General features: G+C 58.7%; 25 protein-coding genes. 10 read left to right on the top strand and 15 right to left on the bottom strand.

The features are described 5' to 3' along the window. Positions 1 to 418: 418 nt before the first annotated feature. Together CXP40_RS09145 and CXP40_RS09150 are read right to left on the bottom strand one after the other, a co-directional pair. Complete coding sequence (locus CXP40_RS09145) at positions 419 to 1,852, bottom strand: heavy metal sensor histidine kinase (protein ID WP_074941493.1); 1,434 nt, start codon at positions 1,850 to 1,852, stop codon at positions 419 to 421. Continuing rightward, positions 1,849 to 2,523: a heavy metal response regulator transcription factor gene (locus CXP40_RS09150; protein WP_003464910.1), complete on the bottom strand. Its 675-nt coding sequence runs from the start codon at positions 2,521 to 2,523 to the stop codon at positions 1,849 to 1,851. The genes CXP40_RS09145 and CXP40_RS09150 overlap by 4 nt, the downstream gene beginning before the upstream one ends. A 397-nt stretch (positions 2,524 to 2,920) precedes the next feature. Between CXP40_RS09150 and CXP40_RS09155 the strand changes: the two genes are divergently transcribed. Genes CXP40_RS09155 through CXP40_RS09165 form a run of 3 tightly spaced genes read left to right on the top strand, consistent with a single transcriptional unit; the run spans position 2,921 to position 8,663 of the window. Then, the gene (locus CXP40_RS09155) at positions 2,921 to 4,171 is read left to right on the top strand and encodes a TolC family protein (protein WP_074941492.1); all 1,251 of its coding nucleotides are present in this window, start codon (positions 2,921 to 2,923) and stop codon (positions 4,169 to 4,171) included. 57 nt (positions 4,172 to 4,228) lie between these two features. Continuing rightward, positions 4,229 to 5,494, top strand: a complete 1,266-nt coding sequence (locus CXP40_RS09160; RefSeq protein ID WP_074941491.1) for an efflux RND transporter periplasmic adaptor subunit — start codon at positions 4,229 to 4,231, stop codon at positions 5,492 to 5,494. Positions 5,495 to 5,516: 22 nt separating this feature from the next. Then, complete coding sequence (locus tag CXP40_RS09165; protein ID WP_074941490.1) at positions 5,517 to 8,663, top strand: CusA/CzcA family heavy metal efflux RND transporter; 3,147 nt, start codon at positions 5,517 to 5,519, stop codon at positions 8,661 to 8,663. Positions 8,664 to 8,880: 217 nt separating this feature from the next. On the opposite strand, the gene CXP40_RS09170 is transcribed toward CXP40_RS09165, so the two are convergent. Together CXP40_RS09170 and CXP40_RS09175 are read right to left on the bottom strand one after the other, a co-directional pair. After that, complete coding sequence (locus tag CXP40_RS09170; RefSeq protein WP_074941489.1) at positions 8,881 to 9,510, bottom strand: hypothetical protein; 630 nt, start codon at positions 9,508 to 9,510, stop codon at positions 8,881 to 8,883. A 94-nt stretch (positions 9,511 to 9,604) separates the two neighbouring features. Next, positions 9,605 to 9,949 (bottom strand): hypothetical protein, encoded by a 345-nt coding sequence (locus CXP40_RS09175; protein WP_074941488.1) that lies wholly within the window; start codon positions 9,947 to 9,949, stop codon positions 9,605 to 9,607. Between the two features lie 80 nt (positions 9,950 to 10,029). Between CXP40_RS09175 and CXP40_RS09180 the strand changes: the two genes are divergently transcribed. Further along, a complete protein-coding gene (locus tag CXP40_RS09180; RefSeq protein WP_074941487.1) occupies positions 10,030 to 10,275 on the top strand; it encodes a helix-turn-helix domain-containing protein in 246 nt (81 codons plus the stop codon). Between the two features lie 20 nt (positions 10,276 to 10,295). Here the strand turns inward: CXP40_RS09180 and CXP40_RS09185 are convergent, their stop codons facing one another. The 4 genes from CXP40_RS09185 to CXP40_RS09200 form a co-directional block, all read right to left on the bottom strand. Further along, positions 10,296 to 11,192 carry a hypothetical protein gene (locus CXP40_RS09185; protein WP_074941486.1) on the bottom strand — a complete coding sequence of 299 codons (897 nt, stop codon included), beginning with the start codon at positions 11,190 to 11,192 and terminating at the stop codon, positions 10,296 to 10,298. 89 nt (positions 11,193 to 11,281) lie between these two features. Beyond that, positions 11,282 to 12,286, bottom strand: a complete 1,005-nt coding sequence (locus CXP40_RS09190) for a YqaJ viral recombinase family protein (RefSeq protein ID WP_074941485.1) — start codon at positions 12,284 to 12,286, stop codon at positions 11,282 to 11,284. 87 nt (positions 12,287 to 12,373) lie between these two features. Further along, positions 12,374 to 13,342, bottom strand: coding sequence for a DUF932 domain-containing protein (locus CXP40_RS09195; protein ID WP_074941484.1), 969 nt, complete (start codon positions 13,340 to 13,342; stop codon positions 12,374 to 12,376). Between the two features lie 92 nt (positions 13,343 to 13,434). Continuing rightward, positions 13,435 to 13,761 (bottom strand): hypothetical protein, encoded by a 327-nt coding sequence (locus CXP40_RS09200; protein ID WP_074941483.1) that lies wholly within the window; start codon positions 13,759 to 13,761, stop codon positions 13,435 to 13,437. A gap of 212 nt (positions 13,762 to 13,973) precedes the next feature. Between CXP40_RS09200 and CXP40_RS09205 the strand changes: the two genes are divergently transcribed. From CXP40_RS09205 to CXP40_RS09215, 3 genes are read left to right on the top strand one after another with little or no spacing between them, the layout of a single operon-like run. Continuing rightward, positions 13,974 to 14,966, top strand: coding sequence for a hypothetical protein (locus tag CXP40_RS09205; RefSeq protein WP_106733468.1), 993 nt, complete (start codon positions 13,974 to 13,976; stop codon positions 14,964 to 14,966). Beyond that, positions 14,954 to 16,051, top strand: a complete 1,098-nt coding sequence (locus CXP40_RS09210) for a hypothetical protein (protein WP_208606124.1) — start codon at positions 14,954 to 14,956, stop codon at positions 16,049 to 16,051. The genes CXP40_RS09205 and CXP40_RS09210 overlap by 13 nt, the downstream gene beginning before the upstream one ends. Next, positions 16,048 to 16,716, top strand: coding sequence for a hypothetical protein (locus CXP40_RS09215; protein WP_074941481.1), 669 nt, complete (start codon positions 16,048 to 16,050; stop codon positions 16,714 to 16,716). The genes CXP40_RS09210 and CXP40_RS09215 overlap by 4 nt, the downstream gene beginning before the upstream one ends. Positions 16,717 to 17,067: 351 nt before the next feature. On the opposite strand, the gene CXP40_RS09220 is transcribed toward CXP40_RS09215, so the two are convergent. The 4 genes from CXP40_RS09220 to CXP40_RS09235 all read right to left on the bottom strand — a co-directional run bounded on the left by CXP40_RS09220 (position 17,068) and on the right by CXP40_RS09235 (position 20,463). Then, the gene (locus CXP40_RS09220; RefSeq protein WP_074941480.1) at positions 17,068 to 18,306 is read right to left on the bottom strand and encodes an integrase arm-type DNA-binding domain-containing protein; all 1,239 of its coding nucleotides are present in this window, start codon (positions 18,304 to 18,306) and stop codon (positions 17,068 to 17,070) included. Positions 18,307 to 18,492: 186 nt separating this feature from the next. After that, complete coding sequence (ppa, locus tag CXP40_RS09225) at positions 18,493 to 19,020, bottom strand: inorganic diphosphatase (protein ID WP_013717208.1); 528 nt, start codon at positions 19,018 to 19,020, stop codon at positions 18,493 to 18,495. Between the two features lie 78 nt (positions 19,021 to 19,098). Then, a complete protein-coding gene (locus CXP40_RS09230) occupies positions 19,099 to 19,926 on the bottom strand; it encodes a zinc-dependent peptidase (protein WP_106733469.1) in 828 nt (275 codons plus the stop codon). Between the two features lie 81 nt (positions 19,927 to 20,007). Beyond that, positions 20,008 to 20,463 carry a GNAT family N-acetyltransferase gene (locus CXP40_RS09235; RefSeq protein WP_106733470.1) on the bottom strand — a complete coding sequence of 152 codons (456 nt, stop codon included), beginning with the start codon at positions 20,461 to 20,463 and terminating at the stop codon, positions 20,008 to 20,010. 246 nt (positions 20,464 to 20,709) lie between these two features. Here CXP40_RS09235 and mpl point away from each other — a divergent pair, with 246 nt between their 5' ends. The 3 genes from mpl to CXP40_RS09255 all read left to right on the top strand — a co-directional run bounded on the left by mpl (position 20,710) and on the right by CXP40_RS09255 (position 23,062). Next, entirely contained in the window at positions 20,710 to 22,062 is a 1,353-nt protein-coding gene (gene mpl, locus CXP40_RS09245) for a UDP-N-acetylmuramate:L-alanyl-gamma-D-glutamyl-meso-diaminopimelate ligase (RefSeq protein WP_106733472.1), read from the top strand. An 81-nt stretch (positions 22,063 to 22,143) separates the two neighbouring features. Then, a complete protein-coding gene (gene ubiX / locus CXP40_RS09250; protein WP_064494985.1) occupies positions 22,144 to 22,773 on the top strand; it encodes a flavin prenyltransferase UbiX in 630 nt (209 codons plus the stop codon). Then, on the top strand, positions 22,766 to 23,062 hold the full coding sequence (locus CXP40_RS09255; protein ID WP_106733473.1) for a YceK/YidQ family lipoprotein: 297 nt from the start codon (positions 22,766 to 22,768) through the stop codon (positions 23,060 to 23,062). Before ubiX ends, CXP40_RS09255 begins: the two co-directional genes overlap by 8 nt. Positions 23,063 to 23,123: 61 nt before the next feature. Here CXP40_RS09255 and CXP40_RS09260 read toward each other — a convergent pair whose 3' ends face one another. From CXP40_RS09260 to CXP40_RS09270, 3 genes are all read right to left on the bottom strand, one after another. Further along, complete coding sequence (locus tag CXP40_RS09260; protein WP_106733474.1) at positions 23,124 to 23,603, bottom strand: YbaK/EbsC family protein; 480 nt, start codon at positions 23,601 to 23,603, stop codon at positions 23,124 to 23,126. 158 nt (positions 23,604 to 23,761) lie between these two features. Next, positions 23,762 to 24,628: an MBL fold metallo-hydrolase gene (locus CXP40_RS09265; RefSeq protein WP_106733475.1), complete on the bottom strand. Its 867-nt coding sequence runs from the start codon at positions 24,626 to 24,628 to the stop codon at positions 23,762 to 23,764. Positions 24,629 to 24,666: 38 nt separating this feature from the next. Further along, positions 24,667 to 25,845, bottom strand: coding sequence for an acetyl-CoA C-acetyltransferase (locus tag CXP40_RS09270; RefSeq protein ID WP_106733476.1), 1,179 nt, complete (start codon positions 25,843 to 25,845; stop codon positions 24,667 to 24,669). Positions 25,846 to 25,946 lie beyond the last annotated feature (101 nt).

A 25,946-nucleotide genomic window follows, 5' to 3' on the forward strand; every position in this document is an offset into this window, starting at 1 on the left:
GGCAAGTGGAAGTGCTAGAACGAACAGCAGTGTGAGTGGTGAAAGTGTGGAGCTGCGCCAGCGGCTGGCTCAGGTCACCAGTAATGCGATGCTCTAAAGACGCTCGCCATCTCCTCACAGCCCACGGAGTCAAGTTTCGCGCTGTCGAGGCATTGGTCGGTCTCTATCCCGTAGCACTGATGTGCCGGCTGCTGTGGGTATTAAGCAACGGTTTCTATGCCTGGCAGCAGCGGCCTCCCTCGGTGTGAAAGATGGCGAGTCGGCGTCTGAGCAAGGAGAACCACACCATCTACCATGAGGTGAATGTCTGTAGGGGACGAAGTGGGCGGCTGAAACTGAGAAAATGTGTCGTCTGGTGAGGGGCTTGTATTCGACGTAGATGGGGCGAAAAGGGGGCGCCATCCCTGGCGCAATTCGATTAAGCAGTCTTTTCCGTTGCGCTTTGGCGGGCCTGTTCGATCAAGGGCTTTGGTAAAGGGAAGTACAGCGTAAAAACTGTGGTCTGATCTGCGATGCTGCTCACGCCCACGTGGCCATGGTGCAGGCTCATGATCGAACGCACGATGGCCAGGCCCAGCCCGGTGCCGCCATCAGCACGTGACCGTCCACGATCCACGCGATAGAAACGCTCGAACAGTTTGGGTAGGTGCTCGGGAGGAATGCCTGCACCTGGGTTGCTCACTGCCAGGGTGGCGTTCGTCGTGTTAGTGACGAGGTCAATATCGATTTTCGAGCCTTCCGGGCTATGGCGGATGGCGTTGGATAGCAGGTTAGAGATAGCTCTCTGTACCATCAAGCGATCGCCATTAATTGTTGCGTACCCTGATACGTTGAGTTTGATGTCCTTTTCTTCGGCCGTGAGGCTGAAAAGCTCCACTACTTTCTCTGCCTCTTCGTGCAGTGCAATTGCCTCGAAGGGGATAAGTGCTGCCGGATGGCTGACGTGGGCGAGAAACAGCATGTCCGATACGATCCGTGTGACCCGGCCGAGCTCCTCAGTGCAGTTCTCCAGCACCAGTTTGTATTCCTCTGGCGGGCGTTCCCGTGAGAGCGTCACCTGCGCTTTACCGATCAGATTGGTGATGGGGGAGCGTAATTCATGTGCCAGGTCGTCAGAGAATTGCGAAAGCTGTTGTACGCCACCGTCCAGGCGATGAAGCATGAAGTTGATGCTGTTAGCCAATTCGCGAAGCTCCTGCGGTAGGTTATCCAGTGGCAGGCGATGGCTCAGATCCTGGGTCGAGACGAGTTCTGCAACCTTGCGGAACTGATTCAGGGAGCTCAGGCCGCGATGAGCGATCCACCAGGCTCCGGCCGCGATCAGAGCCAGTACGAAGGGCAGGGCAATCAAGGTGGATTCGACATAGGCATGTAGCAGTGCTTGGTCAGCGGAGCGCTCCAGTGTAAGGACGGCGCGTATTCGTGATCCGTCCTTACGCAGAATAAGCTGCGAGGCGGTCAAGAGCTGCTTGTCCTGCGCATCTCGCCAATGTTCGAAGGCGATGGTCTCGCTGGCGTTTTCTATAAAGGAAGGTAGGGCCTCCTGTGTCTGGCCCACGCTCATGATTTCCTTGGGAGACGAGCTGTCATCATAAAGAGCGAGCGAAAGGCGATCGTGGCCCTTGATCAAATCTCTGATGTTGTGGGCCTGGTCACCGACTTCCGGGCGAGTGTTGATTTCTCTCATGCCATGGCGGATTTGCTGAAGCTTGTCCTCGAGGCTTTGCTCTGCAATGTAGTCGAGCTGCCGGCTTAACGAGAAATAAGCCAGCGCACTCAGCAGTGCAACCAGTATCAGGCCCAGTATTGCGACCGACAGGCTGAGTTGGCTTGAGAGTCTGGCAGGCCTCATTGACGAGCCTCCAGTACATAGCCGACGCCGCGCAAGGTGTGGATCAGTTTGTTCTCGAAAGGGTCGTCGATCTTGGCGCGCAAGCGGCGGATGGAAACTTCGACGACGTTGGTATCACAGTCGAAGTTCATGTCCCAGACCAGCGAGATGATCTGGGTGCGCGAGAGTACTTCGCCGCTGCGTCGCATCAGCAGGTGCAGCAGAGCGAACTCCTTGGTGGTCAGATCGATTCGTTGGCCGTTGCGATAGGCGCGGTGGCGGGCTGGATCCAGCTCAAGGTCGTCGACCTTGAGCACGTCTGGCGCGCTGACCTGTTCACCTCTTCGTAGCAGCGAGCGAACTCTGGCCAGAAGCTCGGGGAACTCGAATGGCTTCACCAGATAGTCGTCGGCACCGGAGTCGAAGCCTTTGAGCTTGTCGGCCAGGCGCCCGCGTGCCGTCAGCATCATCACAGGGGTGCGACTATTACGGCGAATGCTGGCCAGTACGCCCCAGCCATCGATCTCTGGTAAGTCGACATCAAGGATGATCAATTCGTAGGACGCCTGGGCCGCCATGTGCAAGCCGTCGACACCATTGGTGGCAATATCGACGACATAGCCGCTCTCGGTAAGTCCCTGGTGGAGATATTCGGCAGTTTTAAGCTCGTCCTCAACAATCAGGATTCGCATGTAGTAGTTGACCTTGGTGGGGGAGAGAAATTTTTATCGAGTCGCGATGATTGTTGGGCTTGGGGGCGATCGGCATTTGCGTGGCGGATGATGATCCCTGTAGTAACTACAGGGTCAAGCGGGAGCCCCCTGATTTAGAGGGCTACAGCCCCGTCCGTGTACGCCGCCGGTTGCTTTTATGATGCTTTTTATATGTCCAGTTGTAACTTTATGACTCGAATGATTGTTGCATTCGCGGCATGTTAATACAGCGTTATATGGCGTGGTTGGGCATTACGTATTTGTAATTTTGCAGTCACCTCGACGATAGGTGAGGCTCCCTAAATTCTGCACCGAATAAAGTTTTCGGAGGTTTCATGCATGTCTCCGAATTTATCCAGGTGTGGAGGAAAAGCCCTTGTCGAGGCGTTATTCGAGAATTGCTGAGGCACTTTGCCTCGCTGTTGCCTGCTCATTCATCGTGAGCCAGGCCGTGGCATCAACGCCGATCACCCTGGGCGACGCATGGGGGCAAGCATTGCAGACCAACCCGTCGTTGATGGCGGGTGATCGCAATGTCGGCATCGCAGAAGGTGAGCGTCGCCAAGCCGGTGTGATTCCCAATCCGGAGTTGTCTTGGGAGGTTGAGGACACCCGCAGTGCTACGAGAACCACGACGGTACAGATCAGCCAGCCTATCGAGCTGGGCGGCAAGCGCGGCGCCCGTATAGAAATGGCCGAACGCGGTATCGACAGTGCTGCGATCGGTCAGGAGCAACTGCGCAATGAGCTGCGTGCCGAGGTGGTAGGGGCTTTCCAAGGAGCCTTGTTGGCGAAGATGCGCCAAGAGTTGGCTGAGCAGTCACAGCGCCTGAGCGAGCGCGGCGTGGCGGTCGTCGATGCGCGCGTCAAGGCGGGCAAGGCCTCTGCCCTGGAGGCATCGCGCGCCCGGCTGCAGTACGAAGAGGTTCGACTTGAGGCCGCACGGGCTCGAGATCAGTACATCAACGCCATGAATCAGTTGCTGGCCTTGATTGGGGGGGCATCCGCCAGTGGTGAGCCTAGCCTCAGTGGCGATGTTACCGATATGCCCGCAATACCCTCCGAAGTCGCACTTCTGAGCCGCCTGGACAAAGTCCCGCAGATGCGTCTTGCCAGGGTCGAGATCGACCGGCAGGAGGCCGGAATCGCCGTTGAGAAAAGCCGGCGGATTCCCGATCTGACGGTCAGCCTCGGCAGTCAATACAGCAGTGAGGATCGTGAGCGCGTCAACCTTGTTGGTTTGTCCATGCCTCTGCCTCTGTTCGATCGCAACCAGGGCAATGTTCTGGCTGCCTCGCGGCGGGCTGATCAGGCGCGCGACTTGCGAAATGCTGCCGAGTTACGCCTACGCAGTGAGGTGCAGCAGGCCTATCAGCAGTGGCGAACGGCGCAGGGAGCAATTAGCGGCTTCGAAGGTGACTTGCTCGCGTCCGCGGACACCGCGTTGGAAAACACGACGCGTGGATTCCAGATGGGCAAGTTCGGTTTTATCGATGTGCTCGATGCCCAGCGCACATTGATCGACGTTCGCTCCCGTTACCTGCAGGCACTCGGCGAAGCACTCGATGCCTGGGTTCGCCTGGAGCGCATCTACGGCGATCTGTCTGCCCAAGCGGATAGCTACTGATTTCCTGTCACGACGATCGGCGCGATGCCGGTTACTGATCATCTTTTGGGGTTGTTCATGCAGAAGAAACTTGGTGTTGCCATCGCGGCGGCCCTGACCTTGGGGTTCGTCGGTGGTGCGTTGTTCTACAACGGCGGGCGCTATGCCGCAGAAATCGGACACATGCTTGCCAGTAACGACAGCGTTGATGCAGTCAAGGTTAGGCAGGTCAGTGAGGTCGAGGACGAACATGCCGACGATGATCATGGCGAGGCTGGCGATGATCACGGTGAGTCCGCGGGGGGGCATGCCGAAGAGGGGGGGCTGGTGCTGAGCAAGGCGCAAATAGCCGCTGCGGGCATTGAGCTCGTCGACGTACAAGCGCGAGCCATGAGCACATACATCTCTCTACCTGGCGAGGTGAATTTCGACGAGGAGCGCACGGCTCATGTCGTGCCGCCCAGCGCTGGCGTGGTCGAGCGCGTGCTGGTCGGGCTGGGGCAGAAGGTGGCTGCTGGGGATGGCCTGGCGACTATCGTCAGTCAGCAGGTTTCCGAGTTGCGCAGTGAAATGGCGGCTGCCGCTCGACGCGTTGAGCTGGCCCGCACGACCTTCGAGCGTGAACGCCAATTGTGGAAGGACGGTATTTCGGCCGAGCAGGATTATCTCCAGGCCCGGCAAACGCTACAGGAGGCCGAGATCGCTCTGGCCAATGCCCGACAGAAGGGCAAGACGATCAGCCCTCAGGGCGAGGCTGGCGAGGGCAGCCGTTACAACCTGCGTGCACCTTTTTCCGGTGTGGTGGTGGAGAAGCACCTGGTACCTGGCGAAGTCGTCAGTGAGACCAGTAATGCCTTCACGGTGGCTGATCTGAGTCGCGTCTGGGTCACCTTCAGCGTTTCCCCACGTGATCTGGAACAGGTGAAAGTCGGGCAGTCAGTACGTGTCAGTGCGCCAGAGCTGGGGCGCGAAGCTACGGGTAAGGTGGCTTACATCAGCCGCCTGCTGGGTGAGCAGACGCGGACGGCGACAGGCCGCATCGACCTGGATAACGCCGACGGCATTTGGCGTCCCGGCCTGTTCGTCTCGGTTGCCTTGGCGACTGAAAGCCATGAGGCCGCGGCCGTGGTGCCGGCTTCATCGATTCAGGATGTCGAGGACAAGACTAGTGTCTTCGTGCGTACCGCTGAAGGCTTCGAAGTGCGTCCGGTGACATTGGGCACCCGCAGCGATGGCTTCGTCGAGGTACGCGAAGGCCTGAAGTCAGGCGAACGTGTAGCTGCCACAGGCAGTTTCATCCTCAAGTCCGAACTGGGCAAAGGCAGCGCCGAACACGCGCACTGATCCTCACCGACGAGTATTTTTCATGTTTGAGCGCATCATTCAATTCGCCATAGAACAGCGCTTTCTGGTGCTGTTGGCCGTTTTGGCGATGGCCGGTGTGGGCGTGGCCAGCTATCAGAAGCTGCCGATCGACGCCGTTCCCGACATCACCAACGTCCAGGTACAGATCAGTACCGCTGCCGAGGGCTTTTCGCCGCTGGAAACCGAGCAGCGCATCACTTTCCCGATTGAAACGGCCATGGCCGGCCTGCCGCATTTGAAACAGACCCGCTCGCTGTCACGCTCGGGGCTGTCGCAGGTTACCGTGATTTTCGAGGATGGCACGGATCTGTATTTCGCCCGCCAGTTGGTCAACGAGCGCCTGCAAAGTGCCAAGGAGCAATTGCCCGAGGGGGTCGAGGCATCCATGGGGCCGATTTCCACCGGCCTGGGTGAAATCTTTCTATGGACGGTCGAGGCCGAGGAGGGTGCACTCAAGGAGGACGGTACGCCTTACACACCAACCGATCTGCGGGTGATCCAGGACTGGATCATCAAACCGCAGTTGCGCACGGTGCCTGGCGTTGCCGAAATCAACACTATTGGTGGCTTCGCCAAGGAGTTCCAGGTCGCTCCAGATCCCAAACGCCTGGCTGCCTACAAGCTGACGCTGGGTGACCTGCTGCTGGCGCTGGAGCGCAACAATGCCAACGTCGGTGCTGGCTATATCGAGCGCAATGGCGAGCAACTACTGATTCGGGCACCTGGGCAACTGAGCACGCTGGACGATATCGCTAATATCGTCGTGGCCAATGTGGACGGCACGCCCATTCGTGTCAGTCATGTGGCGCAGGTGATGTTGGGTCGTGAACTACGTTCTGGTGCTGCGACCGAGAATGGTCGCGAGGTCGTGCTGGGAACAGTGTTCATGCTGATCGGCGAGAACAGCCGCAGTGTGTCGCAGGCCGTGGCCGCACGTCTGGAGGAGATCAACCGTTCGCTGCCTGAAGGGGTGGTTGCGGTGACCGTCTATGACCGCACCAATCTGGTGGACAAGGCCATCGCCACGGTCAAGAAGAACCTGATCGAAGGGGCGATCCTGGTTATCGTCATCCTCTTCTTGTTCCTCGGTAACATCCGTGCGGCGCTGATCACTGCCATGGTCATTCCGCTGTCGATGCTGTTCACCTTCACCGGCATGTTCAGCAATAAGGTCAGCGCCAACTTGATGAGTCTGGGTGCACTCGACTTCGGCATCATCGTCGATGGTGCCGTGGTCATCGTCGAGAACGCTATTCGCCGTCTGGCTCATGCGCAGCACAGGCTTGGCCGCGAGCTGACCCGTAGTGAGCGTCTGCATGAGGTCTTCGCGGCATCCAAGGAAGCTCGTCGTGCGCTGATTTTCGGTCAGTTGATCATCATGGTGGTGTACCTGCCGATCTTCGCCCTGACCGGGGTCGAGGGCAAAATGTTCCACCCTATGGCCTTTACCGTGGTGACCGCCCTGTTCGGGGCCATGATCCTTTCGGTGACCTTCGTTCCTGCGGCCATTGCGCTATTCGTCACCGGTAAGGTGAAGGAAGAGGAAAACGCGCTGATGCGCGTTGCCCGACGCACCTACGAGCCAGTGCTGGCCTGGGTCATGCGGCGGCGTATGCTGGCCTTCAGTGCGGCTGTGGCGCTGGTTCTGTTCTCCGGTCTGCTGGCATCACGTATGGGCAGCGAGTTCGTGCCGAGTCTCAGTGAGGGGGACTTCGCGCTGCAGGCGCTGCGTGTCCCAGGTACCAGCCTGACGCAGTCGGTGGATATGCAGATGCGCCTGGAGGAGACCATTCTGGCCAAGGTGCCGGAAGTGGAGCGAGTATTCGCGCGTACCGGTACGGCGGAAATCGCCTCCGACCCGATGCCGCCGAACATTTCCGACAGCTACGTGATGCTCAAGCCGCGTGATCAATGGCCTGATCCGAAAAAGTCGCGTGAGACTCTGATCGCCGAGCTGCAGGCCGCTGCCGAGTTGGTGCCGGGCAGTAACTACGAGCTTTCGCAGCCTATTCAATTGCGTTTCAACGAATTGATATCGGGTGTGCGTAGCGATGTCGCGGTGAAGATTTTCGGCGACGATATGGACGTCCTCAATAGCACGGCAGCCGAAGTGGCCGAGACCTTGGGCGGTATTGATGGGGCGTCCGAGGTGAAGGCCGAGCAGACAACAGGCCTTCCGGTGCTGACCGTGGCCATCGACCGAGACAAGGCGGCTCGCTATGGTCTGAATGTCGGTGACATTCAGGAAACCGTCGCCGTGGCTGTCGGTGGGCGCCGCGCGGGGACGTTATTCGAGGGGGATCGCCGTTTCGATCTGGTAGTACGTCTACCGGAAAACCTGCGTACCGATATCGAGGGGCTCTCGCGACTGCTGATACCCGTTCCAGCAACGGGGGCAGCCACCAGCGTCGGCTTTATCGCGCTCTCTGAGGTGGCCAGTCTGCAACTGGCGCCAGGGCCAAATCAGGTCAGTCGCGAGAATGGCAAGCGCCTGGTTGTGGTGAGTGCCAACGTGCGGGGGCGTGACATCGGCTCCTTTGTGCAAGAGGCCGAAGAGAAGATTCGCAGCGATGTGAAGCTGCCAGCCGGTTATTGGACGACTTGGGGCGGACAGTTCGAGCAACTGCAATCGGCGGCCAAACGTCTGCAAGTGGTGGTGCCGGTTGCCCTGCTGCTGGTGTTCATGCTGCTGTTCATGATGTTCAACAACGTGCGTGATGGCTTGCTGGTGTTTACCGGTATTCCTTTTGCGTTGACCGGTGGCGTGATGGCGCTGTGGCTGCGTGACATACCGCTTTCGATCTCCGCCGGGGTGGGCTTTATTGCTCTGTCGGGGGTGGCGGTTCTCAATGGTCTGGTGATGATTTCCTTCATTCGTAATCTGCGCGAGGAGGGAATGGGGTTGCAGCAGGCCGTCACCGACGGTGCCCTGCAACGTCTGCGCCCGGTATTGATGACTGCGCTCGTTGCATCACTTGGCTTCGTGCCCATGGCTCTGGCGACTGGGACTGGGGCTGAAGTACAGCGCCCTCTGGCGACTGTGGTGATCGGTGGGATTCTGTCCTCTACCGCACTTACGCTGCTGGTGTTGCCTGCGCTCTATCGTTGGGCCTATCGGCGTGAGGAGGAGGCTGAGCTGAAAGACTGAGAGCGAGTATATCGCGGCGCTGGTGCGGAATTATTACGAACCGGCGAAGTGGCAATGGCTCAATGGGTTGGTAACGGATGGCGCGTAAGGCCTAGTTACCCGGCCCATTTCTCAACAGAGTCTGTCGAAAGCAGCCATTTGAAGGATACTGTAATCGCAAAAAATAAAAGTGATCCCGCGCCGATTGGCGCGGGATCTGAGCTGATACTAGTGTCGCTTACTGAAGCGGTAGGCCGCATTCTTCGCGAATCTGAAGCTCTAGATAGTAGTCTTCGTTCGGCACGCCGAATCTGCGTTCGAGCTCATCCAGCGCATCTTCATAGCAGGCTTCCTTTCCATAGTTCTTCGGGCGTGGCTTCGAGCTACCGAACGGGGCTTGATTTTTCTTGGGGCCGACATCGTTGCGATAGGCCACGGTATTGCCTTGAGCGTCATAGTCCAGATACCAGCCATTTTCGATTAGGTAATTCCCCTGGCGTCCCTGTCCAAGCAGCGCACCGGGAGTGTATCCGTCGACCTCATTTTGAAGGGCGCATCCATGTTCTCCACACTCCATGGTTAAAGTCCCTGCGGTGTGTTTTACAAAGCGCTCCCCTGTTTCCCGGTTGATGAATGCCATCTGCTTTTGGCTGGGCGTGTTCTTGCCCGCCGGCCGACAGTCGTAGACGGTGCGGGTTGGCAAGGAGCCATCGGCCCTTCTCAGGCCCAGAGTCGGGATCTCCATCTTGGTGTCACAGGACATAACGTTCATGGCGGGCGTGTAATCGAAGTACTCCACTTGTTCTGCGAAGGTAGGGAGGCTGCTGATCAGCCCCAGAGCTATGAGCGACTTCCTGAATATGGTCATGAGGACTCCTTTTCATTTATTTGGCCCATGTAGGTAGAAGCTGCATGGAGGCCATGTGGCGTAGGTGATTGCTGAAGAGAAAGGTGAGGGAGGGTTACTTCTTCTTTTTCTTGTAGCGAACGACGATCCGGTTGTAGGTCGGATACTTCTCGATCACGTAGTCAGGGCTGAGTGTCAGCAGGTTGTGCATGGCAATGCCGGTGGCCGTGAGCAATCCCAAGGCACCCGTAACACCCCCCGCGAAACTGCCTGCTGCCAAGCCAATGCGACCGGCTGTGTAAACGCGGCAGGTCAGCCCAGTGACCTCAATCTTGTTTTCGACCAGGCGAACGGCTTCGAGCAATTTGCCGCTGAGGCCTACGACCTCGAAGGACTCCTTGCGGCTGATGAGTTGAGGAAGTTTGGCGGTGGCCAGGTCATCAAAAGTGAGTTGCGTCATTTCAGTACTCCCTGTGCGATCAAAGAAATGGGTCGTAAATACCGTGGTCGTTTTAGCAGCATAACGAAACGATTCGCGGCATGCCAAGAATCTCCGCGACTCAAGATCAAGACCAAAGCCTGATACGTCTGGGAAAGGCTGTGCGTGCCCGTAGAGCGCAGCAGGCCTTCTCCCAAGAAGCGCTTGCTGATGCGGCTGGGATTGACCGTTCGCATATGGGGAAAATTGAGCGGGGAGAGCGCAACGTGACATTTCTGAACATTGCGCGGATTGCTCATGCTCTGGGCTGCAAACCTTCGGATTTACTTCTGGATGCAGACCTCTAGGTAAGGGCTATCGCCCGTGGTTAGGCGGACGGTTCGAGCTGTTGGGATTGGGCTTCGAGCTTCTCGGCGAGTGTTTGGGTGTGAACGGTGCTGTCGGGTTTCGACGCGGTGGGCTGACCCTCCGGAAAGAACTCTTCAGCAATGGCGCTGCTGTCCTCGCCGTCGTCCTCGAAGATGCCGTTACCCAGACCGACACGCGCAGTGGCATCCAGCGCGACCTGATCAAAGCCCGCTGCCTGACGCGTCTCATCCAGCTCCCGCGCAGTGAGCAACGCTTGCTCCACGGTCATGCCGCCGCGCAGCGTCAGATCGACGTAGAAGATCGGCGTGCCGTGGCTCTGCCGGGTGGATTTGCCACGTAAACGCAGCTCCAGCGGCAGGCACGCCAGGCGATCACCTGATATGGCCCGGAAGTACTGCAAACGGGCGATTAGCGTGCGGATGCTGTTGAAACCGGTGGTGCGAAACACGAAGCTGCCCAGGGCATCCTCATCGCCGATCACTACGTTCATGCGCCCGTAGGGCTTGCAGGCATTGCCCTTGGCCAGGGGGCAGGCATCGGGCGAGGGGCAGGGCAGCGATTGAACGCCGTCCTTGCTGATGCGCTTGCAGGTCTCACCGTTGCCGACACATACCGGTCGACCGTTCTGCCGATCAAACAGGGTGTAATTAGCGCGGAAATTCAGCTCCGGTTCGTTGAACAACAAGCGCACAGGAATGCTACGCAGCTTGTCGTCCTTACCCTGACGAAGCTCGTCATTGAGCGGATGCAGAAGCCAGCCGTCCTTGCCCTGCACCTGAGAGGTGATGGTGAATTGGTCGTCTTTCTCCGGCAGGCGCTTGCCGTTTTTCTCGACGACCTTTCCGATGGAAATACGCCCGAGCACGGGCGGGGTAATTGCCAGACCTTTGAGCATGATGGCGCTCCTTGAAAGCAAAAAAGGCCAGCCACACAGCGTGAGCTGCATGGACTGGCCAAGGGGAGGGATTGAGTGGAAGAGGGTGATCAGCCGATCAGAAAGCGCCGGCTACCTTCCTTGAGTTTTGGATAGCGGGCCTGTAGGTAGGGCTTTTCCTGGAGCAGGCGCTCGACATCAAGCACGGTACTGTCCTTGGCTTTGCGCCAGCTCACGTAGCCGCTGGAGAACTCGGCCCGGGTGGATTCACCCATGGCTTGCTGCAGCATCTGCTTGAGCTCGGCCTCGCGTTTCTCCTTATCGGAGATCGATTGGCGTACAGCCTTCAACTCCAGGAATGCAGCAGCCAGGCCGGCATTGCCACTGAGATCGACGACCTGACCGTTGTCCTGTGGATACAGGCAACGCAGCGCCAGTTCGGCCGAGGCAGTGCCGTCGACAGGCGGTGGCGTATCGGTTTCAACGTACTGCCAGAAACGGCGCTCCAACTCGATCAGGCGAGCAATCATCTGCTCGTCCCGTTCGATGCGATGGATCTCCAGCGTCTGGCCACCGAGCAACACCGCTACATCCGCCGCCTGCTTGCCGGTGACGGCGAGCTGGTGCATCACCTGCAACTGCACATATTCGGGGACGCCTTCTTTCCAGAGGCGTGCCCCGTTTATGCCGGCTGTCTTGCATTCGAGGATCTGCACCTCATCTGTACCAATCACCTCGCGATCAATGTTGGCCAGCATCCAGGGCAACTCCGGATTGGGATGCTGCAGCACGGCGTTGATGCGACGTACCTTGTGCTTCGTGCGTTTGCTGTAATGCCAGGCCACGATGGGCTCCAGCACGTTGCCCCAGTAGGCCGGGCTTTCTTCGTCGTGCGGGTCGGTCTTCGGCAGGTTGCTGTCGCGGCCGGTTTTCTCCAGCCACAGCTCCAACTGGGATTTGTAGGGATTGAGACCGACCGCTGCTGCTGCATCCGAACTGCCGATGCCTTGCTTGCGGATCTGCAGCCAGTCCTCGCGCGGTAGTTCCTTGGTGCTGACCAGGCGCAGGGCAGGGCGTTTATTGCTGGTGATGCCATTCAATGACGTTGCTTTCATGGTGTTCACCTCGCGGACACAAAAACGCCCGATCAGCGCTGATCTGACCGGGCGTCATGGAGTGGATGAAATGGAGAAAGAGGAGGATCAGGCGACCATTTGCAGGGCCGCATCCAGCGCGCGTTGCTTGACCTGCGCGCCTTGGCCAAACCAGGCCGAGTCGAGGCGGTACTCAGTGCTGCGAGCACGACGTTCATGGTCGACGTATTCGGTCACCGCGTTGAGCAGACCCCAGGCAGTGCCACGAGCCGACTCTAGATCCGAGCCACGGCCACGCCCTTCGTACAGTTCCTGAACGCGGCGCAGAGCGCGCTCGTTGGGCAACTGCTCGGGCAACTGGCCGGTCGGGCTGACCTCGCACAGCACATTCATGAAATAGCCCAGCGCCTCATGCCACTGCACCTTGCGCTCAGCCAACGCGCGCATGCGGTACATGAAGTCGTCCCATTGCGAGACGGCGATGCCGAGTTGCTTCTTCACCACCTTCGGATCGAAGCGCGTGTTGTGTGGCACCCTGATTGCGCGACTGGTGCCGTCCAATGCCACTGTCAGGGTGTTGTTGCACACCACGCGCACGGTGGTCGGTGTCGCTGTGGTAGCCAGGGTGCCGTCACAGGACGTCGCCAGCAGCAGGTAGCCGTTGACCTGGTCATTACCCTTGATGGCGGTTTCTTGCCCGGTACGCGCCAGTGCCCAGAACTTGCGGCCACCCTTGAGCACGCCAGCGGTTTCCAGCTCGTAGCCGGAGACCTCGGTCAGATCGCGGTAGAACTCCAGCACCTCGCGAGGCTGCACGGTGTGATAGCGACTGGAGACCACTGACAACGGTGCCTTGGTGTCGGAGCGATAGAGCACCTTCTGTTCGGGGAAGGAATGGATCGTGCCCAGGTGGCCGACGGCATCGGATTTGAAATGCACGGGGCTTTCCTGGATCTGCCAGTCCATACCGGCTTCACGTTGCCAGATTTCGATGGGCTGTTTGCGCGGCAGGCTGTTGCCCAGACCGTGCCAGGGAGTCGCGCCGACGTAGGCCATTTGTTCGACTTGATGAGCCATGATGAATTTCCTTTGGGTGCGCGCCGGCATAAAGCGCTGCGCATGGCGCAGCACCGGCAATCAGAGATGAGTGAGAGAAGTAGGTGTCTGGATCAGACCGGCTGATTGAAGCGGTGACCGCAGCTCAGACAGAAGTTGTGGGCCAGCACATGACGGTCGAGTTTTTCGCCAAGCTGAGCGCCCATCGCGCAGCCTCCAGCAGCGCCAACCAGGCCACTGAGAATGGCCGATGACAGGGCATTGAGATTTACGTTGGGAGGTTTGGCGAGATCGCTACTGGTAACAGTCGGGCCAGTGAGCAGGATGGTGCCTGCGCCACGCAGCGCACCGCCCAGCATGCCGATGAAGGCAGCAATCCGCATGGCGGTGAGGTGCGTAGAGACCTGAGGAGAGCCGCAGCTCGGGCAGTGCAATGACATGGTTGAAGACTCCATGGTGGGGATGTCATTGCTGTGATGTGTGACTGAGATTTTTTGGAGCTGGATTTACGGTGGTGGTAGGGCTATTGACTCAAAAGCTGTTGGCCATGTATGCCGTAGTGGCATATGGCTTCTGCGTACCGCTGATCCTGCTATGCTGGCTCCTCACATCCCTTGGCTCGAGCGCCAGGGACAGTTGCTTAGGAGGAGCCATGTCGGAAACCGTAAACGTTGGTGAGATTGCTGAGAAGCTTTCAGTTGATATATTTGGCAGCTTTTTCTGGCAAATGAAGGATAAATGGAACGAGAATTTTAACTGCCACTGTCCTGCTCACTTGGGTAGTGATGGCAAACCAAAGACTCAACATCCTGGTGATGCGATTTTCTATTACGAAGATCCCTATCTCGGGAGCACGATCTATCTTCACACTGACCTGAAAGCCTACAAGAAAGAGAGTATCGGGAAGCAAAAGCTTCGCGACGCCTTCAAGTCCTTGGCTGTTACTGTCGAATGCGCTAGGGATTCGGAATCTTGGCGAAGTAGTTTCGCGATTACTGACTGCGATAACTATGAAGTTCGAGGTCTTCTCTTTGTGCACAACCATGATCATGGGTATGAAAAGCCATTTTACGGCCTGATCGAGAAAATTGGTTTTGACTCGATTCCCATACCGCCCAATGTCTATCTTCACTACCTTGGGCCACATGACATCAATCGTTTGTTTACCATCGCCAACGATATGATTCGCCTGACTAGCCAGAAGAAAATGTCTAGCGAATACACCTTCTATTATCCCGACCTTGTATTGCGTCGGCGGCAAGGGGATGTATGGGGGCAGCCCGCAACCATCGAAGCGCTTACCAGTCCTTACCTGATTGTTCAGCATAAAGGTACGGACAAGACCGAGCCAGGCTACGTGGTGTACTACAACCGTCCCGGTGCCTCGCATACTGAGTTTGAATATTTTTTAGACAGCCTTTCGCGATATCAGATGTTGGAGTCAGGCAAGTCAGTTCAAATTCGAGTCACAGTGCCAAATGCTGACCCTCAAATGGTGGCAAACTTCAAAGCGGCCAAAGAGAGTTACGCCAAGGCTTGGGGCTTCGATCCGATTCGAGAAACTGTCTTGAACGCGATCAGTTTTGAGGCAGTTACCGCAGTGACGGACTCGTACAATCCAGGTTGGATGGGGTGGCGCAATTGAAAAAAAGAACATTCGGCCCGGCCATGTACTACGCATCGGATAAAAATGTCTTTGATGCACTGATTCAACACCGAGTGGATGCCCCTACCTTGGCGGTGCTGTTCGAGCGACGTAACATGATTGTTTCCAAAAAGACCCCAAGAGACGATCTGGCAGAGTATTTCTCCCGCCTTCCTCATGACTACTATGATCATCGGATAATATCGGAGAAATTGGGGGTTCTTCCTCGCAGGGAGCGCACTACCTCTATGGATCTTGTTGGAGCCATTGATCCCGAGGAGCTTAAGTTTGCGCTTGAGGCTATTAAGAAGGAAATCATTGCCAATGGTGATGTCGCCCACATTGTTAGGAGTGGTAATGATTTTACGCTGAAAGTCCAGTATTCGCTCATTGATTACAAAAAAACCGAATTTGCACAGCAGCAAATCAAGGATGGTGTGGTTGAGTTTATTAAGAGCGCTGACGGCTACCTGATCAACAACGCGCAAAATGAATTCATGAACACTGTGCGCGATGAGATCGTTGCAAAGGTAGACACGCTAGTACCTGATGATATTGAACGTATCACGGTTAACCTGTATGACGTAATTAATCCTAAGATGAGGACGCGCTTCTTCATTGATCTTAGTACAAGCTTGGATGGCTTTAGTCGTCGTGATGTATCTGACGTATATGTATATAAGCCGAAGCTGGACGCCGATGATGAAGAATTAGCATCCGATGAGCATGAGACGCATATCGAAAAAGTATTGCTTAAGGGTAATGGTGTTACTCGTTCGTCCTTGCTCCTTGATCTCGTGGATGAAGATGCATTCTATATTTTTAAGATGTGTTGGACTGCGCAGCGCACTCTTGGGAATGGAGATGTAATTAGTGTGGAGGTTTTGTTCGCAGATCCCAAGAATTGCATGGATTTCTCGATCTTAGTCAAGTCGGTATACCCTTATGTAGACGGCAAAGTGGGGAAAAAACGCGCGCCCTTGAAGTCTGAAATCGACTCGATGTCTAGGTTGATTGAAAAGGCCGCGCGTGAGCAGATGCAGAAACTTAAGGCGGAATGCACTCAAGGAGGTGATCAAGTATGATCTCACGCTACAAGTGGTACCAGGTGCGTCTACCTTGCTCTGTAGCCGAGTTCTTTACCAAGTTACGAGCCGTAGGATACGACAGTGCAGGCACTGCGGGCTTTTTGACTAGCGAAAGCGAGTCATCTTTTCGCTACATTTGGCCATCTACTATCAACGCTGTCCGTCTAGACAGTGAAGGGAACGCTGAGTATCAGCAGATCATCACCGTCAACTCTCAGTCTATTATTGTGCTTAACGAACGATCCACAATTTTTCGATTTGAGAGTCCGGCAAGGTCAATACGTGAAGTCCTGAACGCCTTGGAGAATGCGATAGGGTTTGGCTTTGCTTGTGAGCAGATAGTCATCAGCGATGCTCTGGTACAAACGGCACTAGAAAGTGCCACTAGAAAAGTTCTGAACAGTTTAAAAGTGTCGGGTGCGATCCCGAAGGCCAATTCCCTTGCTCGGATTGAGTTGGTATCTAAAGAGGGCATCAATACAGAAAATATTAAACTACTAGGGATGGCTGATTTTTTGGTTGATGCAGCCTCCTACGAGGTCACCTACAAAGGGGTTAAGGGGCAGATAGGATTTTCACGATCAGCAGCCTGTAAGATCAGCGGCCCACTTACACCATTCATCCTGAGCAATATTGAGAGAGCTCTGCAGGCGCAGTGCTAGCTTGGCTTCAATCAGTAGTCGCCTTTTGAACAGCATATCGAAGCGACGTTTATTTCGCGTTTTCTCGCATGGCTGACGTCGATAAGTTTCCGGTAGCTGTGTCCTGAATATGCTCACTCTACTAGGCTGTCACTGACTTGATGTAGTCAGTACTATTATAGTTCGCCACGAACCTCGCCCTTGTCGATGTGTGTACTGATAAGTTCAGATTCCCAGCCGCGTTCATTTGACGCGGTACTGGCCACTGAGTGCATGCCATGGCTGACTAGGCGTCCCTCGAGCCCATGCGTTCTAGTGCTATATTCGCCGCCTGCCTGTTGCTGTGGATACGATCTGCGGGCGCAGTGCCGACTACAGGCTTTTGCCGTTATCCGTCAGTGTGTCTGCATTGGTATTTGTACAAAATACTGCCCAGTCGGTCATCAATTCTCTACGTTTATCTAGAAAGTCCGAACGAGAGTAGGCAGCCTCTGTTTGGTCTCGCTCATCATGAGCCAGCGCAAATTCGCATACCTCTCTAGGGTAGTGAGTGTTTTCGCTTGCCCAGTCCCTGAAGGTAGAGCGGAAGCCGTGTCGGGTGATGTCTGCATGGCCGAGTTTGTGCAGCAGGTTGCGAACTGCGTTGGCGTGGATCACGCCGGTCTTTCCTTGTCCAGGGAACACGTAGGGCGAGTTCGTGGTTGGCATATCTCGAAGCATGCTTACCGCAGCTTCAGGCAGCGGAATGACAAAGGCTTTTCGCATCTTCATGCGTGCGGCAGGTAGTGACCATATGCCTGCTTCTAGGTCGAGCTCAGACCATTGAGCGAAGCGGATCATGTGGGAGCGGGCGCCAGTCAAGATCAATAGGCGCGTAGCAATAGCATCTCGGCCTGGGGCTTGAGCGAGTTTTTCCATCAGGCTTGGTAGTTCTTTCCAGTGCATGGCCGGAAAGTGGGTGCGCTGACGAGCCTTCTTTTTTTCCGCCTTGCTCAGAAGATTATCCAGGTGACCGCGCCAGCGAGCTGGGTTGTCACCTGAGCGTAGGCCGCGAGTCTTGGCCGCGTCCAAGATCTGCTCGATCTGGCCACGGACTTCGTCTGCTGTACGGGTCTTGGTTGCCCAGATCGGGCGTAAAACACTCACCACTTGTTCGGTTTTGATCGCATCCGCCGAGAGCATCCCTATGGTAGGGAATGCGTAGAGCTCCAGTTTCCTTAACCAGCCTTTACGCCATTTCTCTGACCAGGAGGCGCCATGAGCGTTTTGGTGCTCTTGAGCGAGGTCTTTGAAGGTTATACGGCTGGCATCGGCTTGGCGCTGCGCTTCGCGCTTGGCCTCTCGTTCTGCGTCCCGGGTGCCTAGTGGGTCAGAGCCGTTTGCCAGTACCTTACGTTGGTCAGCGGCCAGTTGCCGGGCCGCGCTCAAGGTGATGGTGGGGAAGGGGCCTAGGCCCATTTCACGGCTGCGGCCATCCCGCTTGTAGCGAAATATCCAGCTGGAGACTCCGCTTTTTGAAACCTGAAAGTACAGGCCTTCGCCATCACTGCTCTTCCCTGGTACTGCAGCCTTGGCGAGAGATTCGGCTGTTTTGCTTGTGAGCTTACCCATTATGTCTTCCTTTTGACCCACACTCTGACCCACACCTTTATGTGGGATTCAGTGGATTCTCATCGGACGTTATGGGAGGGATGGTACGCTGCAGGCCTTGTGAATTCTAGCGTGTGAGATCTTGCTGGATTTCTTCGGGCAATAAAAAAGCCGGCTTGTGGCCGGCTTTTAGGAGGTGGTCAGGGCTTATTTTTGGTAAGCCGCGACTGCCTTGTTGATCAGGCCGCGGGCTTCTTCAGCGCCGCCCCAGCCTTCTACCTTGACCCACTTGCCCTTCTCCAGATCCTTGTAGTTCTCGAAGAAGTGCTTGATCTGCTCGATCAGCAGCGCGGGCAGGTCGGTGTATTCCTGAACGTCTTTGTACAGAACGGTCAGTTTGTCGTGCGGAACGGCAACCAGCTTGGCATCGCCGCCGGCTTCGTCGCTCATGTGCAGTACGCCGACCGGACGAGCGCGGATCACCGAACCCGGCGCGACCGGATAAGGAGTCACGACCAGCACGTCGAGGGGGTCGCCGTCGTCAGCCAGAGTGTGCGGGATGAAACCGTAGTTGGCCGGGTAGAACATCGGGGTGGCCATGAAGCGATCGACCATCAGGCAATCGGTGTCATGGTCGATTTCGTATTTGATCGGCGCGTGGTTGGCCGGGATTTCGATGGCAACGTAGATGTCGTTCGGCAGGTCTTTACCAGCCGGGATCTTGCTGTAGCTCATGGGGGAAACTCCCAGGGAGGGCCAAAAAAGTGGGGCGCATTATAGGCGTATTCGCAATGCGTTACTACGGCGGCCTACTCAGCCATTGGTCGCGTTTTCGACCGTCCTGTAGTCGGGGTGTTCCGCTTGCAGCCGTCGCAATCGCGCCAGGCTGTCCTGGCGGTAGAACAAGGACAGCTGCTGGTAGACGTCCGGAAAGGCATCCGCCAGCAGATCCGGTGCGCTGAAGAAGTATTCGCTGGCCACCGCGAAGAACTCTGCCGGGTCTTCCGCCGCGTAGGGGTCAATGGCGGTCTCGGCGTCGGGATTGGCGTCCAGCTCGGCGTTCAGTGTGTCATAGGCGCTCTGCATGGCATGCGCCCAATCCTGCACGCGCATGTCGCGGTGCAGCGGTGGCAGGCCATTGGCGCCGCCTTCGAGCATGTCCAGCTTGTGCGCCAGTTCGTGGATCACCAGGTTGTAGCCTTCCCAGCCGCCGCTGCTTTCGACGCCCGGCCAGGCGAGGATCACCGGGCCTTGTTGCCAGGCCTCGCCGCTGCGCGCGTCGTCCCATTCGTGTTCGATACCGCTGGCGTCGCGGTGGCGTTGTGGGCTGAGGAAGTCGTCCGGGTAGAGGACGATCTCGTGAAAACCCCGGTACCAGTCCAGATCGCCCAGGTGCAGCAGGGGCAATTGCGCCTGAGCCGCCAGCAGCAGGTGTTCGACCGGGCCGAGTTTGAGGCCGGGCAGTGCTGTCAGGTGCTTGTCATGCAGGAACAGCACGGCGCGTTCGCGCAGGTGCTGCTCTTCGTGTTCTTCGAGGCCGTCAAGGATGGGCAGGCGCTTGCGAACCTCGGCCCAGTGAGCCGGATCGACGGGGTTGCGTTCGAGAGTGCGACGACGGCGCCAGGCCTTGAGTGACCACATGGGGAATGCTTCGTGGCGGAAAACCCGGCCACCATAAGGGCGGTGGCCGTTCGCGGCAAGCCGTGGCGAGCGCTCGCTGTCTCAGTCGACGTTGATCGGCAGCACGTAGTTCTTGAACTGCTCGTCTTCGACGAAGCCGATGGACTCGTAGACCTTCTGCGCCACTTCGTTGTCGCGGCTGGTGGCCACGCGCATGCGTACGGCGTTGGTGTCCTTGGCCATCTGTTTGGCCGTGTGCAGCAGGCGGTCGGCCACCAGTTGGCGGCGAGCGTCTTCGGCTACATAAATGTCGTTGAGAATCCACACGCGTTTGAGCGACAGCGAGGAATAGCTGGGGTAGAGCTGGCAGAAGCCGAGCAGCTTGTCTTCGTCGTCGGCCAGGGCCAGGTAGATCACCGACTCCTTGCGGCGCAGGCGCTTCTCGAGAAACTTGCGCGACGACTCGGGGTAGGGCAGCTCGTTGTAGAACTCGCGGTATTTGACGAACAGCGGGGTCAACAGATCCAGGTGCTCCAAGGTGGCTTGGACGATGCGCATGGTGGGCCTCGGCTTCTCTTTGTGGTGGGCAGCAGCGGCGATGCAGCTGTATATGCCAGCGACTCGGTCGATGCTGCCTCAAAGCCAGTTGAAAGCGCAATCCAAGCAAGCGTTTGATTTTCGCTTGTCCGGCAACTTGGTTTTCGCGTCCTTGTCTGAACAGGGCGCAGCAGCCGCCCGGTGGGGGCTGTGCTAACCTGCGGCCATCGCTTCACGCCCCAGCGTCGGGCTTCATAGAGGTTATTCATGCATATCCATATTCTCGGCATCTGCGGCACCTTCATGGGCTCGCTCGCGGTGCTGGCCAAGGAACTCGGCCACCACGTCACCGGTTCCGACGCCAATGTCTATCCGCCCATGAGCACCCAGCTCGAAGCCCAGGGCATCGAATTGATGCAGGGCTTTGACCCGGCGCACCTGCAGCCGGCGCCCGATCTGGTAGTGATCGGCAACGCCATGAGCCGCGGAAATCCGGCGGTGGAGTACGTACTCAACAAGGGTCTGCCCTATGTGTCTGGCCCGCAGTGGCTGGCCGACCACGTGCTGCAGGGACGCTGGGTGATGGCGGTGGCCGGTACCCATGGCAAGACCAGCAGCTCAAGCATGCTGGCCTGGGTGCTGGAGCACGCCGGCATGGCGCCAGGCTTCCTGATCGGCGGCGTGCCGCAGAACTTCGGCATCTCCGCGCGCCTGGGCGACACGCCGTTCTTCGTGGTCGAAGCCGATGAATACGACAGCGCCTTCTTCGACAAACGAAGCAAGTTCGTCCACTACCGCCCACGCACGGCGATTCTGAATAACCTGGAATTCGACCATGCGGACATCTTCCCGGATCTGGCAGCTATCGAGCGGCAGTTCCACCACCTGGTACGAATCATTCCGAGCGAGGGGCTGGTCATCCATCCGGCCAGCGAAAGCGCGCTGGCGCGGGTGATCGAGATGGGCTGCTGGACGCCCGTGCAGACCACCGGTGAAGGTGGCCAGTGGCAGGCACGTCTGCTCAGTGCGGATGGCTCGCGCTTCGAGGTGAGCTTCGACGGCAAGGTCGAGGGCACCGTAGAGTGGAACCTGACCGGCCAGCACAACGTCGCCAACGCCCTGGCCGTGCTCGCCGCAGCGCGCCATGTCGGCGTTGTGCCGGCGCTGGGCATCGAGGCACTGGGCCAGTTCATCAATGCCAAGCGGCGTATGGAGAAAGTCGCTGAGGTGGGCGGCGTGACCATCTATGACGACTTCGCCCATCACCCCACGGCTATTGCCACCACCCTCGACGGCCTGCGCAAGCGCGTTGGCGACGACACTCAGGTGATCGCGGTGATCGAGCCGCGCTCCAATTCGATGAAACTCGGCGCCCATCGTGACGGCCTGGCCGAGTCTGCCGAACAGGCCGATGCGGTGTTCTGGTACGCGCCGCCGAATCTTGGCTGGGACCTGGCCGCCACCGTGGCGCAGGCGCGCAATCCGACGCGGGTGTGCGACTCGCTGGAGTCGATCATCGACGGTGTGAAGGCCCTGGCGCGCCCCGGTACCCAAGTGGTGGTCATGAGCAACGGTGGCTTCGGTGGTTTGCACGGCAAGCTGGCCAAGGCTCTGGACTGAAACGCATACCCCAGCGGTAGGGCGGGTGAAACCCGCCACATATCAAGAACCGGCGGGTTGCACCCGCCCTACGGAGCATCCATGAGCGGCCCTGAGAGAATTACCCTGGCCATGACCGGCGCCTCGGGCGCGCAATATGGCCTGCGCCTGCTCGACTGTCTGGTGCAGGAAGAGCGCGAGGTGCACTTCCTGATCTCCAAGGCTGCGCAGTTGGTGATGGCTACCGAGACCGACGTGGCGCTACCGGCCAAACCGCAGTCCATGGCGCAGTTCCTGACCGAGTACACCGGCGCGGCGCCGGGGCAGATCCGCGTCTACGGGAAGGAGGACTGGATGGCCCCGGCCGCCTCCGGCTCCGGTGCGCCCACTGCCATGGTGGTGGTGCCGTGCAGCACCGGCACCTTGTCGGCCATCGCTGCCGGTGCCTGCAACAACCTGATCGAGCGCGCCGCCGACGTAGCCTTGAAGGAGCGCCGCCAGCTGATTCTGGTGCCGCGTGAGGCGCCGTATTCGAGCATCCATCTGGAGAACATGCTCAAGCTGTCGAATCTGGGCGTGACCATCCTGCCGGCATCGCCCGGCTTCTATCATCAGCCACAGACGCTGGATGATCTGGTGGACTTCGTGGTCGCGCGCATCCTCAATTGCCTGAATATCCCCCAGGACATGTTGCCGCGCTGGGGCGAGCATCATTTGGTGTCGGATGACTAGCAGCGTGCGCCTGCTCTTATGCGCCGTGGCGCTGCTGAGCCTCAGCGGCTGCGCCACCGTACGCACGCTGGACGCGGCCAAGCCTGGTGCGCCGGTGGTCTATGCCGGTACGCGGCTGGATTGGTACACGATCAATGGCGGGTGCTGCCCGCTAGACCGTTTCGGTGCCGAAGCGCCGAGCTATCCCAGGCTGGATCTACCGGGCAGTGCGCTGCTCGATACCTTGTTGCTGCCCCTGTCACTGGCCACTGCGCTGGGCGTAAGCCTGGGCATCAGCGGCGGGCTGTAACTCGGATGTAATGCGGAGAAGGCGCTGGCGCAGCCTACGGGGTTGGCGTTGCTGGCGTCGTTCAGCAGGTTTCCGTTTCTACTTCCTGGCATACGTCGACCCACTCGGCATCGACCAGTTCGGCCATGCGCTGCGGAGCGATGCGTACGGCGCTGTGGGTGGCTCCGGCCGCCGGTAGGACTTCATCGAAGGCCAGCAACGAGCGGTCGCAGTAGACGCTGAGCGGTGTAGCCAGGCCGAATGGGCAGACGCCGCCCACCGGATGACTGGTCAGCTCGATCACCGTTTGCGCATCGAGCATGCGCGACTTGGCGCCGAAGCATTCCTTCATCTTGCGGTTGTCGATGCGGGCGTCGCCACGGGCGACGATCAGCACGTCGCGTTCGGCGATACGAAAGGCCAGGGTCTTGGCGATCTGTCCCGGCGATACGCCATGCGCCTCGGCAGCCAGCGCCACGGTGGCGGTGCTGGACTGCAGTTCGATGATCGCGATGTCGGGCGCCTTGGCGGCGAAGAAGGTGCGTACAGAGGCCAGGCTCATGAAGCGGTTCCCCAGGTCTGTCGAGGTGAGCACGACGCGGTGCCAGTCTGTGCTGGTCAGGCAAAGCCCCGTCCTGGCGCTGGCGTGGTCGTGAGCACGGCGAAAAAACAAGCGGCCATGCTCGCGCCGCATGGCCAGCACGTCAAGGCCTGATGGCGTCAGTTTGCCAGCAGATGCGCTGCTTTTTCGGCTTCATCGAGCCCGAAGCGACCTTTTTCGTCACGTGTTACCCGGCCCATGGCCACGTCCGGGTCGTGGGTGAATACCAGTCGGCCGCTCCGGGAAAACAGATCGCTGAGCAGCGCTTCCTTTTCCTCTATAAGGCCTTCGGGGAAGCGGTCGTAACCCATGGTGATCGGCAGGTGCACCCAGGGCGCACCGGGGATCAGGTCTCCGGGAAACACCACCGGCCCACCCGGCATGACCACCTCCGGCAGCAATTGGCCCGGTGTGTGGCCGTCGCTCCAGTGCAGGCGCCAGTCTGGACCGAGCAGCTCGCAGCTGTCGCTCTCGTCGAGCAACAGCAGGCGACCGCTGTTTTCCAGCAGGTCGAGCAGCTCCGGAATGTAGGAGGCGCGGTCGCGGGCATGGGGTTGGCGTGCGCGTTGCCACTGGCGACGACCCGTAACGAAGCGGGCATTGGGGAACAGCAGGCGTGCGGGCTGGCCTTCTTGCCAGGCGGCGAGCAGGCCGCCGGCATGGTCGAAGTGCAGGTGGGTGAGCACGACGATATCGATATCGGCGTCGCTCAGGCCGACGGCTGCCAGGCTGTCGAGCAGCACGTGGCGATCTTCCTGCACGCCGAAGCGCTGCTTCAGCTCCGGGCTGAAAAAGGCGCCGATGCCAGTCTCGACCAGGATGTTGCGTTCATCTTCCTGTACCAGTAGGGCGCGGCAGCCGAGGTCGATACGGTTCAGTTCGTCGGCTGGCATCCAGCGCTGCCAGAGGGCCTTGGGCGCGTTGCCGAACATGGCGCCGCCATCGAGTTTCTGGCTGTTGCCGGTCAGGGTGGTCAGGGTTCGCATGGGGTTTCTCTTGTTCTTGTCCGTTCGTGGCGATTGTTTCAGCGTTCGATGGCTAGGGCCACACCCTGGCCGCCACCGATGCAAAGGGTAGCCAGGGCACGACGGGCATCGCGGCGCTGCATCTCGTGCACTAGGCTGACCAAGATGCGGCAGCCGGAGGCGCCGATGGGGTGACCGAGGGCGATGGCGCCACCGTTGACATTGACCTTGGCGCTGTCCCAATGCAGTTCGCGGCCGACGGCGATGGCCTGGGCGGCAAATGCTTCGTTGGCCTCGATCAGGTCGAGCTGTTCCAGGCTCCAGCCGGCGCGTTCCAGCGCCTTGCAACTGGCGAATACCGGGCCGATGCCCATCACTGCCGGATCGACCCCGGCGCTGGCGTGGGCTGCGACACGTGCCAGCACCGGCAGTTGCAGTTCGTCGGCTTTCTCGGCGCTCATCAGCAGCACTGCAGCAGCGCCATCGTTGAGGGTCGAGGCGTTGCCTGCGGTCACCGTGCCGTCGCTCTTGAAGGCCGCGCGCAGCTTGCCCAGGCTGTCCAAGCTGGTGCCGGCGCGCGGTTGTTCATCCTGGGCAAAGCGCAGTGGTTCGGTGCCGCGCTGGGGGATTTCCACCGGGACGATCTCGCCTGCAAAGCGCCCCGCGTCGATGGCGGCCTGGGCGCGCTGCTGCGAACGCAGGGCGAAGGCGTCCTGCTCGGCGCGGGTGACGCCGTACTGCTCGGCCAGATTCTCGGCGGTGATACCCATGTGGTAATTGTTGAACGCATCCCATAGGCCGTCCTGAATCATCGTGTCGACCAATTGCGCATGGCCCATGCGCAGGCCGCTACGGGCGCCGGGCATGACGTAGGGCGCCAGGCTCATGTTCTCCTGGCCGCCGGCGATGATGATCTCGGCGTCGCCGCCACGAATGGCCTGGGCACCGAGGATCACCGCCTTGAGGCCGGAGCCGCAGACCTTGTTCAGGGTCATGGCCGGCACCGTATGTGGCAGGCCGGCGAGCAGGACACTCTGGCGCGCCGGGTTCTGCCCGGAACCCGCGGTGAGCACCTGGCCGAGAATCACTTCGTCGATTTGCTCGCCCTCGATTCCCGTGCGGGCCAGGAGTTCACGGATCACCGCGGCGCCTAGTTGCGGCGCGGGTATGCGGCTCAACGCGCCCTGAAAGCTGCCGATGGCGGTACGGCAGGCGGCGACTATCACGACTTCACGCATAAGGACTCCTCGTCGGCTGGGCAGGGCCAGCCGAAGCTCGAATAAAAAAGCGCGGCGCCGAAGCGCCGCGCAACACGCTCAACCTTGCAGGGCCGCCGGCT

The organism is Pseudomonas sp. YY-1 (assembly GCF_002843095.1).
In the GTDB taxonomy this organism is placed as follows: domain Bacteria; phylum Pseudomonadota; class Gammaproteobacteria; order Pseudomonadales; family Pseudomonadaceae; genus Aquipseudomonas; species Aquipseudomonas sediminis_A.

Coding starts and splice junctions, on each gene's coding strand:
- CXP40_RS09145 (WP_074941493.1), bottom strand. CDS start 1,852: ATGAGGCCTGCCAGACTCTCAAGCCAACTCAGCCTGTCGGTCGCAATA.
- CXP40_RS09150 (WP_003464910.1), bottom strand. CDS start 2,523: ATGCGAATCCTGATTGTTGAGGACGAGCTTAAAACTGCCGAATATCTC.
- CXP40_RS09160 (WP_074941491.1), top strand. CDS start 4,229: ATGCAGAAGAAACTTGGTGTTGCCATCGCGGCGGCCCTGACCTTGGGG.
- CXP40_RS09165 (WP_074941490.1), top strand. CDS start 5,517: ATGTTTGAGCGCATCATTCAATTCGCCATAGAACAGCGCTTTCTGGTG.
- CXP40_RS09170 (WP_074941489.1), bottom strand. CDS start 9,510: ATGACCATATTCAGGAAGTCGCTCATAGCTCTGGGGCTGATCAGCAGC.
- CXP40_RS09175 (WP_074941488.1), bottom strand. CDS start 9,949: ATGACGCAACTCACTTTTGATGACCTGGCCACCGCCAAACTTCCTCAA.
- CXP40_RS09180 (WP_074941487.1), top strand. CDS start 10,030: ATGCCAAGAATCTCCGCGACTCAAGATCAAGACCAAAGCCTGATACGT.
- CXP40_RS09185 (WP_074941486.1), bottom strand. CDS start 11,192: ATGCTCAAAGGTCTGGCAATTACCCCGCCCGTGCTCGGGCGTATTTCC.
- CXP40_RS09190 (WP_074941485.1), bottom strand. CDS start 12,286: ATGAAAGCAACGTCATTGAATGGCATCACCAGCAATAAACGCCCTGCC.
- CXP40_RS09195 (WP_074941484.1), bottom strand. CDS start 13,342: ATGGCTCATCAAGTCGAACAAATGGCCTACGTCGGCGCGACTCCCTGG.
- CXP40_RS09200 (WP_074941483.1), bottom strand. CDS start 13,761: ATGTCATTGCACTGCCCGAGCTGCGGCTCTCCTCAGGTCTCTACGCAC.
- CXP40_RS09205 (WP_106733468.1), top strand. CDS start 13,974: ATGTCGGAAACCGTAAACGTTGGTGAGATTGCTGAGAAGCTTTCAGTT.
- CXP40_RS09215 (WP_074941481.1), top strand. CDS start 16,048: ATGATCTCACGCTACAAGTGGTACCAGGTGCGTCTACCTTGCTCTGTA.
- CXP40_RS09220 (WP_074941480.1), bottom strand. CDS start 18,306: ATGGGTAAGCTCACAAGCAAAACAGCCGAATCTCTCGCCAAGGCTGCA.
- ppa (WP_013717208.1), bottom strand. CDS start 19,020: ATGAGCTACAGCAAGATCCCGGCTGGTAAAGACCTGCCGAACGACATC.
- CXP40_RS09230 (WP_106733469.1), bottom strand. CDS start 19,926: ATGTGGTCACTCAAGGCCTGGCGCCGTCGTCGCACTCTCGAACGCAAC.
- CXP40_RS09235 (WP_106733470.1), bottom strand. CDS start 20,463: ATGCGCATCGTCCAAGCCACCTTGGAGCACCTGGATCTGTTGACCCCG.
- mpl (WP_106733472.1), top strand. CDS start 20,710: ATGCATATCCATATTCTCGGCATCTGCGGCACCTTCATGGGCTCGCTC.
- ubiX (WP_064494985.1), top strand. CDS start 22,144: ATGAGCGGCCCTGAGAGAATTACCCTGGCCATGACCGGCGCCTCGGGC.
- CXP40_RS09255 (WP_106733473.1), top strand. CDS start 22,766: ATGACTAGCAGCGTGCGCCTGCTCTTATGCGCCGTGGCGCTGCTGAGC.
- CXP40_RS09260 (WP_106733474.1), bottom strand. CDS start 23,603: ATGAGCCTGGCCTCTGTACGCACCTTCTTCGCCGCCAAGGCGCCCGAC.
- CXP40_RS09265 (WP_106733475.1), bottom strand. CDS start 24,628: ATGCGAACCCTGACCACCCTGACCGGCAACAGCCAGAAACTCGATGGC.
- CXP40_RS09270 (WP_106733476.1), bottom strand. CDS start 25,845: ATGCGTGAAGTCGTGATAGTCGCCGCCTGCCGTACCGCCATCGGCAGC.